The sequence below is a fragment of the Stenotrophomonas beteli genome, from assembly GCF_001431665.1.
GTDB classification, from domain to species: domain Bacteria; phylum Pseudomonadota; class Gammaproteobacteria; order Xanthomonadales; family Xanthomonadaceae; genus Stenotrophomonas; species Stenotrophomonas beteli.
Window position 1 is genome coordinate 60,549 of sequence record NZ_LLXV01000077.1, and the last position, 18,151, is coordinate 78,699.

The 18,151-nt window shown below is 67.7% G+C and carries 15 protein-coding genes and 1 pseudogene; 15 read left to right on the forward strand and 1 reads right to left on the reverse strand.

What is annotated here, in order from left to right; all coding sequences use genetic code 11:
* Positions 1–11: 11 nt before the first annotated feature.
* From rsmH to lpxC, 14 genes and pseudogenes are all read left to right on the forward strand, one after another.
* Positions 12–980 carry a 16S rRNA (cytosine(1402)-N(4))-methyltransferase RsmH gene (gene rsmH, locus ARC23_RS18100; RefSeq protein ID WP_057498479.1) on the forward strand — a complete coding sequence of 323 codons (969 nt, stop codon included), beginning with the start codon at positions 12–14 and terminating at the stop codon, positions 978–980.
* On the forward strand, positions 977–1,240 hold the full coding sequence (gene ftsL, locus ARC23_RS18105) for a cell division protein FtsL (RefSeq protein WP_005412242.1): 264 nt from the start codon (positions 977–979) through the stop codon (positions 1,238–1,240). Before rsmH ends, ftsL begins: the two co-directional genes overlap by 4 nt.
* Positions 1,237–3,081, forward strand: coding sequence for a peptidoglycan D,D-transpeptidase FtsI family protein (locus ARC23_RS18110; protein ID WP_057498480.1), 1,845 nt, complete (start codon positions 1,237–1,239; stop codon positions 3,079–3,081). The genes ftsL and ARC23_RS18110 overlap by 4 nt, the downstream gene beginning before the upstream one ends.
* Complete coding sequence (locus ARC23_RS18115) at positions 3,078–4,637, forward strand: UDP-N-acetylmuramoyl-L-alanyl-D-glutamate--2,6-diaminopimelate ligase (RefSeq protein WP_238985270.1); 1,560 nt, start codon at positions 3,078–3,080, stop codon at positions 4,635–4,637. The genes ARC23_RS18110 and ARC23_RS18115 overlap by 4 nt, the downstream gene beginning before the upstream one ends.
* Positions 4,634–6,028 (forward strand): UDP-N-acetylmuramoyl-tripeptide--D-alanyl-D-alanine ligase, encoded by a 1,395-nt coding sequence (locus ARC23_RS18120; protein WP_057498481.1) that lies wholly within the window; start codon positions 4,634–4,636, stop codon positions 6,026–6,028. Before ARC23_RS18115 ends, ARC23_RS18120 begins: the two co-directional genes overlap by 4 nt.
* Entirely contained in the window at positions 6,018–7,103 is a 1,086-nt protein-coding gene (gene mraY / locus ARC23_RS18125; RefSeq protein WP_057498482.1) for a phospho-N-acetylmuramoyl-pentapeptide-transferase, read from the forward strand. Before ARC23_RS18120 ends, mraY begins: the two co-directional genes overlap by 11 nt.
* A gap of 1 nt (position 7,104) precedes the next feature.
* Positions 7,105–8,427: a putative lipid II flippase FtsW gene (gene ftsW, locus ARC23_RS18130; RefSeq protein WP_057498483.1), complete on the forward strand. Its 1,323-nt coding sequence runs from the start codon at positions 7,105–7,107 to the stop codon at positions 8,425–8,427.
* Complete coding sequence (gene murG, locus ARC23_RS18135; RefSeq protein WP_057498484.1) at positions 8,424–9,509, forward strand: undecaprenyldiphospho-muramoylpentapeptide beta-N-acetylglucosaminyltransferase; 1,086 nt, start codon at positions 8,424–8,426, stop codon at positions 9,507–9,509. Before ftsW ends, murG begins: the two co-directional genes overlap by 4 nt.
* Positions 9,510–9,549: 40 nt before the next feature.
* Positions 9,550–10,986: a UDP-N-acetylmuramate--L-alanine ligase gene (murC, locus tag ARC23_RS18140; protein ID WP_057498485.1), complete on the forward strand. Its 1,437-nt coding sequence runs from the start codon at positions 9,550–9,552 to the stop codon at positions 10,984–10,986.
* Positions 10,983–11,945, forward strand: a complete 963-nt coding sequence (locus ARC23_RS18145) for a D-alanine--D-alanine ligase (protein ID WP_057498486.1) — start codon at positions 10,983–10,985, stop codon at positions 11,943–11,945. The genes murC and ARC23_RS18145 overlap by 4 nt, the downstream gene beginning before the upstream one ends.
* Positions 11,942–12,619 (forward strand): annotated as a pseudogene (locus tag ARC23_RS18150) (cell division protein FtsQ/DivIB); the annotation flags it as partial. The gene ARC23_RS18145 and the pseudogene ARC23_RS18150, both read left to right, overlap by 4 nt.
* 68 nt (positions 12,620–12,687) lie before the next feature.
* Positions 12,688–13,923: a cell division protein FtsA gene (ftsA, locus tag ARC23_RS18155; protein WP_005408083.1), complete on the forward strand. Its 1,236-nt coding sequence runs from the start codon at positions 12,688–12,690 to the stop codon at positions 13,921–13,923.
* Between the two features lie 162 nt (positions 13,924–14,085).
* Positions 14,086–15,321, forward strand: a complete 1,236-nt coding sequence (ftsZ, locus tag ARC23_RS18160; RefSeq protein ID WP_057498488.1) for a cell division protein FtsZ — start codon at positions 14,086–14,088, stop codon at positions 15,319–15,321.
* A gap of 204 nt (positions 15,322–15,525) precedes the next feature.
* Positions 15,526–16,437, forward strand: a complete 912-nt coding sequence (lpxC, locus tag ARC23_RS18165) for a UDP-3-O-acyl-N-acetylglucosamine deacetylase (protein WP_057498489.1) — start codon at positions 15,526–15,528, stop codon at positions 16,435–16,437.
* 281 nt (positions 16,438–16,718) lie between these two features.
* On the opposite strand, the gene ARC23_RS18170 is transcribed toward lpxC, so the two are convergent.
* Complete coding sequence (locus tag ARC23_RS18170; protein WP_014035989.1) at positions 16,719–17,168, reverse strand: DciA family protein; 450 nt, start codon at positions 17,166–17,168, stop codon at positions 16,719–16,721.
* A gap of 12 nt (positions 17,169–17,180) precedes the next feature.
* On the opposite strand from ARC23_RS18170, the gene ARC23_RS18175 reads away from it, so the two are divergent.
* Entirely contained in the window at positions 17,181–18,137 is a 957-nt protein-coding gene (locus ARC23_RS18175) for a M23 family metallopeptidase (protein ID WP_057498490.1), read from the forward strand.
* Positions 18,138–18,151 lie beyond the last annotated feature (14 nt).

Genomic DNA, 18,151 nt, shown 5'->3' on the forward strand with positions numbered 1-18,151 from the left:
GGGGTGCCCGGATGCGCCCAGAAGCGCAGACCGGTCACCTTCCGGTGTCGCAGTCGCCGGCGGTGCACCTGCCGGTCCTGTACACCCAGGTCCTTGAAGGCCTGAGGGTGATCGAAAACGGACGTTATCTGGATGGCACGTTCGGTCGTGGCGGTCATGCACGTGGCGTGCTCACCCAGCTCGGTCCCGAGGGGCGCCTGCTGGTCATGGACAAGGATCCGGAAGCCATCGCCGTAGCCGAGCGCGATTTCGCGCCGGACCCGCGCGTGTCCATCTTCCGTGGCAGCTTCGCCCAGCTGCTGCAGTGGGATGCGACGGCCGAAGGCCTGGACGGCGTACTGTTCGATCTCGGCGTGTCGTCGCCGCAGCTGGACGTGGCCGAGCGTGGCTTCAGCTTCGGCAAGGACGGCCCGCTGGACATGCGCATGGATCCGGACAGCGGTGAAAGCGCCGCGCAGTGGATCAACCGCGTGGAAGAGCGCGAGATTGCCGACGTGCTGTGGACCTACGGCGAAGAGCGCCAGAGCCGGCGCATCGCCCGCGCCATCGTGGCCCGCCGCGAGAAGCAGCCGTTCACCCGCACTGCCGAACTGGCCGAGCTGATCGCCTCGGTGATGCCGCGTGGGAAAGACAAGATCCACCCGGCCACGCGCAGCTTCCAGGCCATCCGCATCCACATCAACCGCGAGCTGGCCGATCTGGAAGCCGGCCTCGGTGCGGCGGTGGAACGGCTCAAGCCCGGTGGCCGGCTGGCGGTGATCAGCTTCCATTCGCTGGAAGACCGCATCGTCAAGCAGTACATGAACCGCCTGGCCAAGGCGCCGCCGGCCAACCGCCGCCTGCCTGAGGCGGTGGCGTTCGTGCCGACGCTGGACCTGATCGGTGGGGCCATCAAGGCCACCGACGAAGAGCTGGCTGCCAACCCGCGTGCGCGCAGCGCCGTGCTGCGCGTGGCGCAGAAGCGGGAGGCCAGCGCATGAGCCGGCTGCTGCTGATCATCCTGTTGGCCTCGACCGTTGCCTCGGCGATTGGCGTCGTGTTCGTGCGTCACCGTCATCGGCAGACGTTCATCGAGCTGTCGCGCGCCGAGCGCAAGCGCGATGACATCAACCTGGAATTCGGCCGCCTGCAGCTGGAGCAGGCCACGCTGGCCGAAGCCAACCGCGTTGACCGCATCGCCCGCGAAAAGCTCGGCATGAAGTTCCCCGAGGCCGCCGACATCGTGGTGGTGCGCCCATGAGCAAGACCGGCCGCAACCGCCCGCGCAACGCCTTCAACCTGCGCCAGCGCCTGCGCTGGGTCGCCCTTGCGCTCGGCCTGTGCTCGGTGTCGCTGGTCGGCCGCGCGGCCTACGTGCAGATCATCAACAGCGATTTCTACCAGCGCCAGGGCGAGGCCCGCTACCTGCGCGAGCTGCCGATCAAGACTTCGCGCGGCATGATCACCGACCGCAACGGCGAGCCGCTGGCGGTGTCCACGCCGGTCGCCTCGATCTGGGTCAACCCGCAGGACCTGCTGCGTTCGCCCGAGCGCATCCCGGAGCTGGCCCAGGCGGTCGGCATGTCGGTGGATGAGCTGAGCAGCCGCCTGTCGCAGAAGTCGGACAAGGAATTCATGTACCTGCGCCGCCGGATCAATCCGGACGAGGCAGAGAAGGTGGTCGCGCTGAAGATTCCGGGCGTGGCCGCACAGCGCGAGTTCCGCCGCTTCTACCCGCAGGGTGAGGCGATGGCGCATGTGCTGGGCTTCACCAACATCGACGACCGCGGCCAGGAAGGCCTGGAGCTGGCGTTCGACGAATGGCTGCGCGGCAAGCCGGGTGCGAAGCGGGTGATCCGCAACCGCAAGGGCGAGACCGTCGAAAGCGATCTGCTGCGCGCCGCCGAGCCGGGCAAGGACCTGACCCTCAGCATCGACCGCCGCATCCAGTACCTGGCCTTCAAGGAACTGCGCAACGCGCTGGTGGCCAACAAGGCGGCCGGCGGTTCGATGGTGATCATGGACGTGACCACCGGCGAGATCCTGGCCATGGTCAACCTGCCGACCTACAACCCGAACTCGCTGACCGGCGCGATCCCCGATACGCGCCGCAACCGCGCGGTGACCGACCTGGTCGAGCCGGGTTCGACGATGAAGCCGCTGACCATCGCCACCGCGCTGCAGGCCGGTGCGGTGACCAAGGACACCGTCATCGACACCAACCCGGGCTACATGCAGGTCGCCCGCTTCACCATCCGCGACGTGCCGCGCAACAACGGCGTGTTGAACGTGACCGGTGTGATCACCCGCAGTTCCAATATCGGCGCGGCCAAGGTAGCGGCGAAGATGCCGGACCAGGTGTTCTATGACGGCGTGCGCCGCTTTGGCTATGGCTCGGTGCCACACAGCGGCTTTCCGGGTGAATCTGGTGGCGTGGTGCGACGCCCGGCCAACTGGGACGGTGCCACCAAGACCACCATGTCCTACGGCTACGGCCTGAACGTGACGCCGCTGCAGATCGCCACCGCCTATTCGGCGCTGGCCAATGGCGGCAAGCTGATCGCGCCGACTTTCGTCAAGGGCCAGCGCAACGAGGCGCATCAGATCATCGATGAGAGCGTCGCCAGGCAGGTGGTGGCGATGATGGAAACCGTGGTGACCCAGGGCGGCGCCAAGCAGGCGGCGGTGCTGGGCTACCGCGTGGCCGGCAAGACCGGTACCGCGCGCAAGACCGGCCCGGGCGGTTACGAGCGCGGCCACTACAACGCGCTGTTCGCCGGCGTGGTGCCGGCCACCAACCCGCGCTTCGCCACTGTCATCGTCATCAACGACCCCCAGGCCGGCAAGTTCTACGGCGGCCTGGTGTCGGCGCCGGTCTACCACAACGTGATGGAAGGCACGCTGCGCCTGATGGACGTGCCGCTGGACGACCTGCAGTCGTGGTTGGCTGCTCAGCAGTCCGGCAAGGTCGGCCATTCGGCCTCGATCCTGCCTGCACCGCCGGCCGAGGCCGCACTGCCGGTCGATGCCGCCGCTGAATTCGACGCTGCGCTGCCGAGCGCGCACGCCCAGACGCCGCCCGCTACGGGAGGCACGCAATGAGTCCTTCGATGTTGCTTTCGCAGTTGCTTCCGGATGTGGCCCTGGCGGGCCACGATCCCGTTCTGACCGGCCTGGTGCTGGACAGCCGTGACGTGCGTCCCGGCAATGCCTTCGTCGCCATCGCCGGTTTCGGCGCGCATGGCCTGGGCTTTGTCGAGCAGGCGCGCGCGGCCGGTGCCAGTGCCATCCTGTTCGAACCGCCGGCACCGGCTGAGCTGCCGGCACCGGCCGATGCGATCGCCGTGCCGGGCCTGCGTGCGCGCATGGGCGCGATGGCCGACCAGTTCCATGGCGCACCGTCGCGGGCGATGGCGATGGTCGGCGTGACCGGCACCAACGGCAAGACCTCCACCGTGCAGCTGCTGGCCCAGGCCTGGCACCTGCTCGGAACGCCCAGTGGCAGTATCGGCACGCTGGGCGCCGGACTTTATGGTGCGGTCGAGCCGACCGGCTTCACCACGCCGCTGGTGCTGCAGATGCATGCGCTGCTGGCGCAGCTGCGCGACGCCGGTGCGCGCGCGGTGGCGATGGAGGTCAGCTCGCATGCGCTGGACCAGGGCCGCGTGGATGCCGTGCACTACGACGTGGCGGTGTTCACCAACCTCACCCGTGACCATCTGGACTACCACGGCGACATGGCCAGCTACGGCGCGGCCAAGGCGCGGCTGTTCCATCGCCCGGGCCTGAAGGCGGCGGTGATCAATCTTGACGACGGGTTCGGTCGCCAGCTGTTCGCCGGCCTGCCGGCGGGCGTGCAGCCGATCGGCCTGAGCTCGCGCGGTGCGGCCGATGCCAACGTGCGCGCCGAAGCGCTGCAGCTGGACGGCCGTGGCATCGCCTTCGAACTGATCATCGACGGCCAGCGTGCTGCCGTGCAGTCGCCGCTGCTGGGCCGCTTCAACGTGGACAACCTGCTGGCCGTGGCCGGCACCCTGCATGCGCAGGGCCAGCCGCTGCCGCGTGTTGCCGAGGTGCTGTCGGCGCTGCAGCCGATCCGTGGCCGCATGAACCGCCTGGGCGGCGAAGACGGCCTGCCGACCGTGGTGGTCGATTACGCGCATACCCCGGACGCGCTGGAACAGGCGCTGGACAGCCTGCACGGCCACCTGCACGGCGCGTTGTTCTGCGTGTTCGGTTGCGGTGGCGAGCGTGACACCGGCAAGCGCCCGCAGATGGCCGCCATTGCCGAGCGCCTGGCCAACCAGGTCATCGTCACCGACGACAACCCGCGTGGCGAGGATGGCGACGTGATCGTGGCCGACATCCTGGCCGGCTTCCAGAACGCCGATGCCGTGACCGTGCAGCGCAGCCGCGCGCGCGCGATCGGCCTGGCGGTGAAGCGCGCCGGTGCCAGCGACATCATCCTGATCGCCGGCAAGGGCCACGAGCCGTACCAGGAAGTGAACGGCGTGCGCCATGATTTCGACGACACCGAAGTGGCTGCCGCTGCGCTGGCGGCCAAGGCCGGTGTTCTAGCTGCGACGCGCGTGGATGCACTGGTGGCCCGGCCGCAGGACGCGGAAGAGGGCCCGCAGGCCGGGGAGGGCATCGCATGAAGCGCACCCTGCTTTCGCTGATCGCACACTGGGCCGGCGGCGAGATCCACGGCGACGACGTGGCCATCGATGCGGTCAGCAATGACACCCGCAGCCTCGGCCCGGGCAGCCTGTACGTGGCGCTGCGGGGCGAGCGTTTCGACGGTCATGACTTCGCCGCCGACGCACTGGCGCGCGGAGCCAGCGCGCTGCTGGTCGAGCGCCTGCTGCCGCTGGACGTGCCGCAGGTGCTGGTGGCCGACAGCGAGCTGGCGCTGGCGAAGATCGCCACCGGCATGCAGCGCGACCGCAGTACAGAGGTGTTCGCGATCACCGGCAGCAACGGCAAGACCAGCGTGAAGAGCCTGCTGCTGTCGATCCTGCAGCAGGTGGCGCGCGATGCGCACAAGGTGGTCTATGCCAACCCGGGCAACCGCAACAACGAGATCGGCCTGCCGCTGGCGGTGATCGACGCGCCGGAAGATGCCGACTACGCCGTCTACGAGATGGGCGCCGGCAAGCCGGGTGACATCGCCTACCTCACCGACATCGCCCGTCCGCGCTACGCGCTGGTCAACAACGTCGCCCCGGCGCACCTGGAGCGCATGGGCAGCCTGCTCGGCGTGGCCGTGACCAAGGGCGCGATCTACGCAGCGCTGCCGGCCGATGGCGTGGCGGTGATCAACGTGGACGATGCCTACGGGCGCTGGTTCGAACAGCATTTTGTCGGCACCCCACCGCGCTGCCGCGTGCTGCGCTACGGGCTGGAGCACACTGCCGAGGTCACCGCGCGCGATATCCGTGCCGGTGCGCAGGGCAGCCAGTTCGTGCTGGTCGCGCCGACCGGCGAGGCCCGCGTGGTGCTGGGCCTGCCGGGTCGCCACAACGTCAGCAACGCGCTGGCCGCCGCCAGCCTGGCGCTGGCTGCCGGTATCGATCTGGCGCTGGTTGCGGCCGGGCTTGCCGAGGCACAGCCGGTGCCGGGGCGCCAGATCGCGCACCAGCTACGCAACGGTGCGGTGCTGGTGGACGACAGCTACAACGCCAACCCGGGTTCGCTGGCTGCGGCCATCGACGCCCTGGCCGCGGCCCCGGAAGAGGGCTGGCTGGTACTGGGCGACATGCGTGAGCTGGGCCCGGATGCCGGGGCGCTGCATGCCCAGGCTGGCCTGCGCGCACGCGCGGCCGGTCTCAAGCGGCTGTACGCGCTGGGGCCGCTCAGTGCCGCCGCTGCGGCCGCCTTCGGTGAAGGTGGCCGCCATTTCGCCACCCATGATGCGCTGTCGCAGGCGCTGCAGGACGAGTTGCACGCTGGTGTGCGCTGCCTGGTCAAGGGTTCCCGTGGCAGTGCCATGGACCTGATCGTCAAAGCGCTGCTGGCGCAAGGAGAGGAATCCCCGCATGTTGTATGAACTGGCTCGATGGTTGCAGCAGTTGGAGAGCCTGTTCGGGCTGTTCAACTACCAGACGTTCCGCGCCATCCTTGCCGCGCTGACGGCGCTGTTCCTGTCGCTGTGGCTGGGCCCGGCGATGATCCGCAAGCTTGCCCAGTTCAAGGGCGGCCAGCCGATCCGCAGCGACGGCCCGCAGACCCATTTCTCCAAGGCCGGCACGCCGACCATGGGCGGCTCGCTGATCCTGCTCACCGTCACCCTGTCGGTGCTGATGTGGGCCGACCTGCGCAACCGCTACGTGTGGCTGGTGCTGGCGGTGATGCTGTGCTTCGGCGCCATCGGCTGGTATGACGACTGGATCAAGATCGTCCGTCGCGACCCGAACGGCCTGAAGTCGCGCTGGAAGTACCTGCTGCAGTCGATCTTCGGCCTGGCCGCGGGCATCTTCCTGTTCCAGACCGCTGATGTACCGGCGGCGCTGACCTTCTATATCCCGATGTTCAAGTCGGTGGCGCTGCCGCTGGCCGGCATCGGTTTTGTGGCCATCGCCTACTTCTGGATCGTCGGGTTCTCCAACGCGGTGAACCTGACCGACGGCCTGGACGGCCTGGCGATCATGCCGACCGTGCTGGTGGCCTGCGCGCTGGGCGTGTTCGCCTATGCCTCGGGCAACGTGGTGTTCGCCAACTACCTGCAGATCCCGCAGATCCCGGGTGCCGGCGAGCTGGTGATCATCTGCGCGGCCATTGCCGGCGCTGGCCTGGGCTTCCTCTGGTTCAACACCTATCCGGCCATGGTGTTCATGGGCGATATCGGCGCGCTGTCGCTGGGCGCGGTGCTGGGCACGATCGCGGTGATCACCCGCCAGGAGCTGGTACTGGTGATCATGGGCGGCGTGTTCGTCATCGAAACGCTGTCGGTGATGATCCAGGTGGCTTCGTTCAAGCTGACCGGCAAGCGCGTGTTCCGCATGGCACCGATCCACCACCATTTCGAACTGAAGGGCTGGCCCGAACCGCGCGTGATCGTGCGCTTCTGGATCATCTCCGTCGTGCTCGTGCTGATCGGCCTGGCCACGTTGAAGGTGCGCTGAGATGAACGACCTGTCCCGCCAGGCAACACGCCTTGAAGCCATCGAAGGCAGCTACGACAAGTGGCTGCTGGGCGCGATCATCGCGCTCACCGGTGTCGGCGTGGTGATGGTGGCGTCCAGCTCGATCGCCTTGATGAGCAGCCCGTTCTACTACCTCAACCGCCACTTGATCTTCCTGGCGGTTGGCATCGTGCTGGCAGTGATTGCCGCGCGTACCGAGCTGAAGTCCATCGAGCAGTACAACCAGATGCTGCTGCTGGGCTGCTTCGTACTGCTGCTGGCGGTGTTCGCGCCGGGCCTGGGCAGCACCGTCAACGGCGCGCGCCGCTGGATCAACCTGGGCATCTCCAAGTTCCAGACGGTCGAAGCGGTGAAGGTGCTCTACATCGTGTGGCTGTCCAGCTACCTGGTGCGCTTCCGCGACGAGGTCAACGCGACCTGGCCGGCGATGCTCAAGCCGCTGGGCGTGGCCGGCGCGCTGGTGGTGCTGCTGCTGCTGCAGCCGGACTTCGGTTCCTCGACCCTGCTGCTGGCGATCACCGCCGGCATGCTGGTGCTGGGCGGGGTCAACATGCCGCGCATGTCGATGCCGGTGATCATCGGCCTGGTCGGCATGAGCGCGCTGGCGATCATCGAGCCGTACCGCATGCGCCGCATCACCTCGTTCCTGGACCCGTGGGCCGACCAGCAGGGAGACGGCTACCAGCTGTCCAACGCGCTGATGGCGGTCGGCCGCGGCGAATGGACCGGCGTTGGCCTGGGCAACTCGGTGCAGAAGCTGTACTACCTGCCCGAGGCGCACACCGACTTCATCTTCTCGGTCACCGCCGAGGAATTCGGCTTCCTGGGCACCTGCGTGATCGTGGCCCTGTACGCGCTGCTGGTGGGCCGCACCTTCTGGCTGGGCATGCGCTGCGTGGAAATGAAGCGCCACTTCTCCGGCTATATCGCCTTCGGCATCGGCCTGTGGATCAGCATGCAGACCTTCGTCTCGATCGGCGTGAACCTGGGCATCCTGCCGACCAAGGGCCTGACCCTGCCGCTGATTTCCTCCGGCGGCTCGTCGGTGCTGATGACCTGCGTGGCGATGGGCCTGCTGCTGCGCGTGTCCTATGAACTCAAGCGTGCCGAGCGACGCCAGGCCGTGCGGATCGGCGGTGGCGCTGAAGACGCCGCTGCCGAGCCGAGGGACGACGCTGCCGCACCTGCGGCGGCCAGCGTACCGACGAGCGCCGCCCCGGTGGCTGCCGCTGCGCCGAACGCTGCACGTGGCACCAGCCGCCTGCAGTCGCGCGTGGAACCGACCTTCGGGAGGCTGTCATGAGCAGCGCTTCCAACGCCCGCCCGGTGATGATCCTGGCCGGTGGTACCGGCGGCCACATCTTCCCCGGCCTGGCCGTGGCCCGCGTGCTGCGCGAGCGCGGCGTGCCGGTCACCTGGATGGGTGCCGAGGGCGCGATGGAAACCCGCCTGGTGCCGCAGCACGACATCGCCATCGACACGCTGGCCATCACCGGCCTGCGCGGCAAGGGCAAGCTGGCCCTGCTGGGTGCGCCGTGGAGGCTGATGCGCGCGCTGCGTGCGGCCGGCATGATCATCCGCAAGCGCCAGCCGCGCGCGGTGGTGGCCTTCGGTGGATTCGCCTCCGGTCCCGGGGGCATGGCCACGCGCCTGCACGGCCTGCCGCTGATCGTGCATGAGCAGAACCGCGCGCCGGGCCTGACCAACCGCATCCTGTCGCGCTACGCACGCCGCCTGCTGACCGGTTTCCCGGGTACCTTCGCCAAGGGCGAGGAGTTCGTCGGCAACCCGGTGCGTGCGGAGATTGCCGCCATCGCACCGCCGGAACAGCGCTTCGCCGGCCGCCACGGCCCGCTGCGCGTGCTGGTGGTCGGCGGCAGCCAGGGCGCGCGCGCGCTCAACACCGGTGTGCCGCAGGCCATCACGGCGCTGGGTACGGACGTGCCGGTGCAGGTGCGCCACCAGAGTGGCGAGAAGCTGCATGCCGAGGCGGTCGAGGCCTATGCCAAGGCCGGTGTACAGGCTGAGATCACCCCGTTCATCGCCAACATGGCCGAAGCGTTCGCCTGGGCCGACCTGGTGGTGTGCCGTGCAGGCGCGTCGACCCTGGCCGAGCTGTGCGCGGTTGGCGTCGGCAGCGTGCTGGTGCCATTCCCTGCCGCCGTCGACGATCACCAGACCCGTAATGCGGAGTATCTGGTCGAGCGCGGCGCGGCGGTGTTGCTGAAGCAGGACGGAACGCTGGCCGGCGGCATTGCCGCACTGCTGCGCGATCTGTCCGAAAATCCCGCCCGCCGCATGCAGATGGCGCAAGCCGCGCGTGCCCTGGCCAAGGTCGATGCCGCCGAGCGCATCGCCGATATCATTCTTGAGGAAGCTGTATGAAGAAGGCATGCCACTGCGCCTGCCCTGCGCGAGGCCGCGCATGATCCGTCGCCTGCACGACACCAACGACCTGGTGCGCGCGTTCCCGCGCGTGCATTTCGTCGGCATCGGCGGCACCGGCATGAGCGGTATCGCCGAAGTGATGCTGACGCTGGGCTATGAGGTGTCCGGCTCGGACAACGCCGACAACGGTGCCACGCGCCGCTTGGCCAGCCTGGGTGCGCGCATCATGCGCGGCCACTCTGCGGCCAACGTGCTGGGCACCGACTGCGTGGTGGTCTCCAGCGCCATCCGCGAAGACAACCCGGAGCTGATGGAAGCGCGCAGCCAGCGCATTCCGATCATGCCGCGCGCGGCCATGCTGGCCGAGCTGATGCGCTTCCGCCGCGGCATTGCCGTGGCCGGTACCCATGGCAAGACCACCACCACCAGCCTGACAGCGGCGGTGCTGAGCGAGGGTGGCCTGGACCCGACCTTCGTGATCGGTGGCCAGCTGCTGGCCGCCGGCGCCAACGCCAAGCTGGGCGGTGGCCAGTGGCTGGTGGCCGAGGCCGACGAGAGCGATGGCAGCTTCCTGCGCCTGAACCCGCTGATGTCGATCATCACCAACATTGATGCCGATCATCTGGAGAACTACGGCAACGACTTTGCCCGCGTGCAGGCCGCGTTCGCCGAGTTTCTGCAGCGCCTGCCGTTCTATGGCCTGGCGGTGCTGTGCATCGACGATCCGGAAGTGGCTGCACTGGCGGCGAAGACCCCGCGCCACGTGATGAGCTACGGCATGAGCCCGCAGGCCGACGTGCGTGCGGAGAACGTGGTGCAGGAAGGTTCGCGCATGCGCTTCACCCTGCGCCTGCCGCAGGGCACCAGCCAGGAAGTGGTGCTGGCCCTGCCAGGCAAGCACAACGTGCTGAACGCACTGGCCGCCGCTGCGGTGGGCTGGCAGCTGGGCGTGGCGCCGGACGCGATCGCGCGTGCGCTGGAAGCCTTCGCCGGCGTCGGCCGCCGCTTCAACGATCTGGGTGAAGTGACCACCGCCAGCGGTGCCAAGGTCCGCATCATCGACGATTACGGCCACCACCCCAGCGAGTTGGAAGCCGTGTTCGCCGCCGCCCGCGGTGGTTGGGCCGACAAGCGCCTGGTGGTGGCGTTCCAGCCGCACCGTTACAGCCGTACCCGCGACCAGTTCGACAGGTTCGCCGCCGTGCTGTCCAGCGTCGATGCGCTGGTGCTGAGCGAGGTCTACCCGGCCGGTGAGGAACCGATCGCCGGTGCCGATTCGCATGCGCTGGCCCGCGCCATCCGCGCGCGCGGCCGCAGCGAGCCGGTGGTGGTGGGCAAGGCCACCGAGCTGGCCAGCGTGCTCCCGGACGTGCTGCAGGACGGCGACCTGCTGCTGATGATGGGCGCGGGCGATATCGGCGCCGTGGCCACCCAGATCGCGGTGGAAGGCTTCAAGGTGGAGGGCGAGGCGTGAGCGCGCTGACCTTCCCGCCGCTGCGCGTGACCGACCCGGCCGGGTTCGGCCGCGTCGCCGTGCTGCTCGGTGGCAGCTCCAGCGAACGCGAGGTATCGCTGGATTCGGGCCGCAACGTACTGGAAGCGCTGCAGTCGCGCGGCGTCGATGCGTTCGCGGTGGATGGCATTCCGGCGCTGGCCAGGGCGCTGGCCGCTGGCGGCATCGACCGCGTGTTCAACATCCTGCACGGCCACAACGGTGGCGGTGAGGACGGCATCGTGCAGGGCCTGATGGCCGCTTTCGGCGTGCCGTACACCGGTTCGGACGTGCTGGGTTCGGCGCTGAGCATGGACAAGATCCGCACCAAGCAGGTGTGGCTGTCGCTGGGCCTGCCGACGCCGCAGTACAGGAAGGTTGATGCGTCGAATGTACATGCGCTGGCGGCCGAACTGGGCCTGCCGGTAGTGGTGAAGCCGGCCAATGAAGGCTCCAGCGTGGGCATCAGCCGGGTGACCGACGAAGCCGGCCTGGATGAGGCCGTGGCCCTGGCTGCGCGTTACGACGGCCAGCTGCTGATGGAGCAGATGGTGGTCGGCGACGAACTGACCGTGGCCATCCTGGGGGATGTCGCGCTGCCGTCGATCCGCATCGTGCCCAAGGGCCAGTGGTACGACTACAACGCCAAGTACATCGCCGACGACACCCAGTACCTGTGCCCGGGCCTGGACGGTGACGACGAAGAAGAAATCCGCCGCATCGCGCTGGCCGCGTTCCGCGCCGCCGGTTGCCGTGGCTGGGGCCGCGTGGACGTGATGCGTGACCGCAGCAGCGGCCGCTTCTTCCTGCTGGAAGTGAACACCGCGCCGGGCATGACCAGCCATTCACTGGTGCCCAAGGCCGCAGGCCAGGCCGGCATCAGCTTTGAAGAGCTGGTGTGGCGCGTGCTGGAACAGACTCTGGAGGCCGCGCACGCATGAACGCGCTGCTGCGCATCTTCGTCTGGCTGTTGGCGCTGTCGGTGGTTGCACTGCCGGTGGTGGCCGTGGTCAATGGCTGGGTCGGCGCCGAGCGCTGGCCGCTGGCGAAGCTGCGCGTGCATGGCGAATTCAAGCGGGTGCCGGCCGAGCAGCTGCAGCAGGTGCTGTTGCCGTACGCGCGCGCCGGCTTCTTCGCGGTCAAGCTGCAGGATGCCCAGAATGCGCTGGAAACCCTGCCGTGGGTGGAGAGCGCGCGGGTGCGCAAGCAGTGGCCGGACGTGCTGGAAGTGACCCTGGTCGAGCACAAGCCGTTCGCGCGCTGGGGCAACGACCGGCTGGTCTCAGAGCAGGGCAAGCTGTTCCCCACGCCGAAGAAGTTGTCCGATCTGGCACTGCCCGAGCTGGACGGCCCGGACAGCCAGACCGAAGAAGTGATGAAGCTGTACAGCGACTCGCGTGCATTGTTCGCACCGGCCGGTGTCGATGTGCGCCGGGTAACGATGGATGCACGCGGCAGCTGGTCACTGGTGCTGAGCAACGGCACTGAAGTGGTGGTCGGCCGTGACGACGCGCGCTCGCGCCTGCAGCGCTTCGTCAAGGTGCTGCCGCAGCTCAACCGCCAGGACGCGCCGATCGAGCGCGCCGACCTCCGTTACACCAATGGTTTCACGCTGAGCTGGGGTACCCCGGCCACGCCGGCGAAAACGCCGGCGACCCCGGCCAGCAGGACGCAGGAAAGGACATGAATCGCAAGGGTGACAAATCGCTGATCGTTGGCCTGGACATCGGCACCTCCAAGGTGGTGGCGCTGGTGGGCGAGTATTCGCCGGGCAACCCGATCGAAGTGATCGGCATCGGCTCGCACGAATCGCGCGGCCTGAAGCGCGGTGTGGTGGTGGATATCGAATCGACCGTGCAGTCGATCCAGCGTGCGGTGGAAGAAGCCGAGCTGATGGCCGGCTGCGAGATCCGCTCGGTGTACGCCTCGATCTCCGGCAACCACGTGCAGTGCAAGAACTCGCCCGGTATCGTGCCGATCCGCGACGGCGAAGTGACCTGGGGCGACCTGGATCGCGTGCTGGACGCGGCCAAGGCAGTGGCGATTCCGGCCGACCAGAAGATCCTGCACGCCATCCCGCGCGAGTACGTGCTGGACGATTCGCAGGAAGGCATCCGCAACCCGGTCGGCATGACCGGCGTGCGCCTGGAAGTGCATGCCCACCTGGTGGTGTGCGCACAGTCGGCCGCGGCCAACATCAGCAAGTGCGTGCAGCGCTGCGGCCTGCAGGTGGACGATCTGGTGCTGTCCTCGCTGGCCTCCAGCGTGGCGGTGCTGACCGCCGACGAGCGCGAACTGGGCGTGGTGCTGGTCGACATGGGCGCCGGCACCACCGACATCGCCGTGTTCGTGCAGGGCGCGATCTGCCACACCGCCTCGCTGCCGATTGCCGGCGACCACGTGACCAACGACATCGCGCACATGCTGCGCACGCCCACGCCGGAAGCCGAACAGATCAAGGTGCGCTACGCCTGCGCGCTGGCCCAGCTGGCCACTGCCGAGGAGAGCATCCAGGTGCCGTCGGTGGGTGATCGTCCGCCGCGCCGCATGCCACGCCACTCGCTGGCGCAGGCGGTGCAGGGCCGTTACGAGGAGATCTTCGAAATGGTGCAGGCCGAACTGCGCCGCTCCGGCTTCGAAGAACTGGTGCGCGCCGGCATGGTGCTGACCGGTGGCGCTTCGAAGATGGAAGGCGTGGTCGAACTGGCCGAGGAAATGCTGCAGATGCCGGTGCGCGTGGGCATCCCGCAGCATGTGACCGGCCTGGGCGAAGTGGTCGGCAACCCGGTGCACGCCACCGGCGTGGGCCTGCTGCTGATGGGCAGCCAGATCGAACACCCGCGTCGCCCGTCACTGCCCACCGGGCGCGCCGGCAGCATGTTCAAGAAATTGAAGACCTGGTTCCGCGGCGAGTTCTGACGCGGCCCTGGCAACACCCGGGTGACCCCCGGCAGCAACACCGGCAACACGATGCAACACCGGCAACACACAACCCACACAGCCGCAACGTCGGCATGCAGCACGAGGGCAGGACGCCCGAATGCCCATGCCAGCCAAAGCGGATACAACGAGGACACGGACATGGCGCATTTTGAACTGATCGAAAAGATGGCACCCAATGCGGTGATCAAGGTGGTTGGCGTGGGCGGCGGCGGCGGCAATGCCGTGGCGCACATGGTCAACTCGGCGGTGGACGGCGTGGAATTCATCACCGCCAACACCGACTCGCAGGCCATCAAGAATTGCGGTGCCAAGCTGCAGCTGCAGCTGGGTACCAACGTGACCAAGGGCCTGGGCGCAGGCGCGAACCCGGAAGTCGGCCGCCAGGCCGCGCTGGAAGACCGTGAGCGCATCATGGACGCGCTGCAGGGCGCGGACATGGTGTTCATCACCGCTGGCATGGGCGGTGGCACCGGCACCGGCGCTGCGCCGGTGGTGGCCCAGCTGGCCAAGGAAATGGGCATCCTGACCGTGGCCGTGGTCACCAAGCCGTTCCCGTTCGAAGGCCGTCGCCGCATGCAGGTGGCACTGAAGGGCATCGAGGAGCTGAGCCAGCACTGCGACTCGCTGATCACCATCCCGAACGAGAAGCTGATCACCGTGCTGGGCCGCAACGCGACCATGATCCAGGCTTTCCGTGCCGCCAACGACGTGCTGCAGGGCGCCGTGCAGGGCATTGCCGATCTGATCGTGCGTCCGGGCCTGATCAACGTCGACTTCGCCGACGTGCGCACCGTGATGTCCGAAATGGGCCTGGCGATGATGGGTACCGGCACCGCCCGTGGTGATGACCGCGCCCAGGCGGCCGCCGAAGCGGCGATCCAGAACCCGCTGCTGGACGATGTGAACCTGGCCGGTGCCAACGGCATCCTGGTCAACATCACCGCCGGCGCCGACTTCACCATGGCCGAGTTCGACGAGATCGGCCGCACCATCGATGGCTTCGCTTCCGAAGACGCCACCGTGGTGGTCGGTACCGTGCTGGACCCGGACATGCAGGACGAGGTGCGCGTGACCGTGGTCGCCACCGGCCTGAACCGTGTCTCGGCCAGCAAGGCCCAGCGTCCGGGCGAGCGTGCGCCGATCAAGCTGGTCCGCAACGCCACCACCGGCCAGCCGGAGTTCGGCGACTTCGACAATGGCGGCGACGCCGTGTCCAAGGCCGTCGGCGGCATGGGCCTGGGCCTGCGTCGTGCCAGCAGCGACACCGCGGCGGCCTCCACCCCGTCGGCGCCGGCCGCTTCGGCCCCGGCCGCGGCGGAACTGCCGAACGATTACCTGGACATCCCGGCCTTCCTGCGCCGCCAGGCGGACTGAGCGGGGTAGCCCGGGGCTTGTCCTCCCCGGGTTGCGCCACCATGTCCTGAAAACGCGGGCGCCGGGCCAGGATGGGCCCGGCCGCCCTGCTTCACGCGCGTCCCATTGGCGCGCCGGTGTGTCCTGCCGGCAGCTTTACTGGCGTTTCAGCCAGGGTAGGGGAGCGTGCGTGTTAATCTAATGTGTCACTTCCGGCCATCCCCCATGATCCAGCAACGCACCCTCAAGAACACGATCCGCGCCACCGGCGTTGGCCTGCACAGCGGTGACAAGGTCTACATGACCCTGCGCCCGGCACCGGTCAACCATGGCATCGTGTTCCGCCGCGTCGATCTGGACCCGGTGGTGGAAGTGCCGGCCAAGGCCGAGCTGGTCACCGAAGTGACCCTGTGCACCGGCCTGACCTGCAACGACGCCAAGATCCAGACCGTCGAACACCTGATGTCGGCACTGGCCGGCCTGGGTGTGGACAACATCATCGTCGAACTGTCCTCGGCCGAGCTGCCGATCATGGACGGTTCGTCCGGTCCGTTCGTGTTCCTGCTGCAGTCGGCCGGCATCGTGGAACAGGATGCGCCAAAGCGCTTCATCCGCGTGCTGAAGACCGTCGAAGTGACCGAGGGCGACAAGCTGGCCCGCTTCACCCCGTACGAGGGCTACAAGCTGGGCTTCACCATCCAGTTCGACCACCCGATGATCCCGGCCAAGCAGTCGCGCCAGGAAATCGAGTTCTCGACGCTGGCCTACACCAAGGAAATCTCCCGCGCGCGCACCTTTGGTTTCATGCGCGACCTGGAGTACATGCGCGAGCGCAACCTGGGCCTGGGCGGCTCGATGGACAATGCGATCGTGCTGGACGAGTTCCGCGTGCTCAATGAAGACGGCCTGCGCTACGCCGACGAATTCGTGCGCCACAAGATTCTCGATGCGATCGGTGACCTCTATCTGGCCGGTGGCCAGGTGCTGGGTGCCTATGAAGGCTTCAAGTCCGGCCATGCACTCAACAACAAGCTGGTGCGGGCACTGATGGCCGACGCCACGGCCTGGGAATGGGTCACCTTCGACTCGCCGGCCACGCCGGATCCGGTGGAATACGCCACGCCGGCCTACGCCTGAGTTCCGTAATCGATTGAATTAAAAAGAAAAACGCCGCCTTGAAGGGCGGCGTTGTCGTTTCTGCGGGCGTTGGCGCATTCAGTCCACTTGGCGATCGTCAAGCCGGGTTCGAGGTCACGGTTTTGTGAACCTGTTGGATCGGAAGCCTGAATTTAACATAGTTTTAACAACAATCTAACGACAGGCCCCCGGATGGCAGCTAGGATGCGACCCGGCCCCCGAAATGTTTCACGCCGTGGTGACACGTGCGACGGGGAGCGGAGCCGGATGCTCCGTTGCCCTCAGGATCGCTTCTTCGGCTTCGAAGGAATGTCCTGCAGGCAAGCCAAGGCGTCGCGTAGCCCTTTGTGCGTGGCGGCTGAAACTGCGTGGGGGCCATTCCGGTTGTCGATCGCTGGGGAGCGTGAGGGAGTGGTGGACGCAGTCTTGATGGTCACCCTGGTGGCCTTCAGCCCGATGGAACGGGCCGCGTCGAGCAACTGGGCCTCGGCAAGCCGCAACTTGGCATGCCAGACCGGGGACTCGACGAGAAAAACGAGGTGTTCCCCGTCCACATTGGCCAGCCGGCAACGGCTGCGCAAGGGGGGCGGCAACTGGGGGCGCAACTGACGGTCCAGCGCGTCGAGCCACAAGGCACGCCGCAGCGGGTTCCCGCTTTTGTCCGCCATCACCGCATCCAGCGCCGGTTTCGGCACTGACGCGGGGCGAACGCTGGATTTCGGCTCAGACATGAAAACTCACTGATGGCATTCAAAAAGATCGTAATCAAAACGCGTGAAGGACAGGCCAAGGCGTCGCCGATCACGCGTTTGCGGTTCTATTTCGAGGACCGCCCCCGCGCCCTGCTGGGCAGCGTGCTCGGGGTAGGCTGCATTATCGGCCTTGCCGGCGGCATTGGCGCCAGCGCGCTGAATGATTCGCGGCTGCAGGCCAAGGTCGAGCGCCAGGATGCGGAGCTGGCCAAGGTCAAGCGCGATGCGCAGACCCAGGTCAACGCGCTGGCGGCCCGCCTCGGCGAGCTGCAGGCCCAGGCCACCCGCCTTAATGCGCTGGGCGAACGGCTGACCCAGATGGGCAAGCTGGAAGACGGCGAATTCGACTTCAACGAGACCCCCGGCCTCGGTGACGGCGATGCCGGCGGCCCGGCCGCGGACATCCCGGTGAAGGACGTCAACGCCGACTTACAGGTGCTGGAGCAGCGCTTCGCTGCTTCAGGCCGCCAGTTGTCGGTGATGGAATCGCTGATGTTCGACCACCAGCTGCAGCAGAACGCCGTGCCCTCGCGCATGCCGATCCGCAACAGCTATGTGACCTCCGGTTTCGGCACCCGTGCCGACCCGTTCGGCCGCGGTGCCGCCACCCACAAGGGCATGGACTTCCACGCCCGGGTCGGTGACCCGGTGATGGCGGTGGCCGAGGGCGTGGTCAGCTTCGCCGGCGTGAAGGGCGGCTACGGCAACGTGGTCGATGTCGATCACGGCAATGGCTATGTCACCCGCTACGCGCACAATTCGCGCCTGGTGGTGAAGGTCGGCGATCTGGTCCGTGCCGGCCAGGAAGTGGCCAAGGCCGGTTCCACCGGCCGTTCGACCGGCGCCCACGTGCACTTCGAGGTGTGGGAAAACGGCAACGTGGTCAACCCGCGCAAGTTCCTCGGCGACGGCGGCAACACGCCGGTCGGGCGGATCAGCCGCGGCTGATCCCACATTGGGGT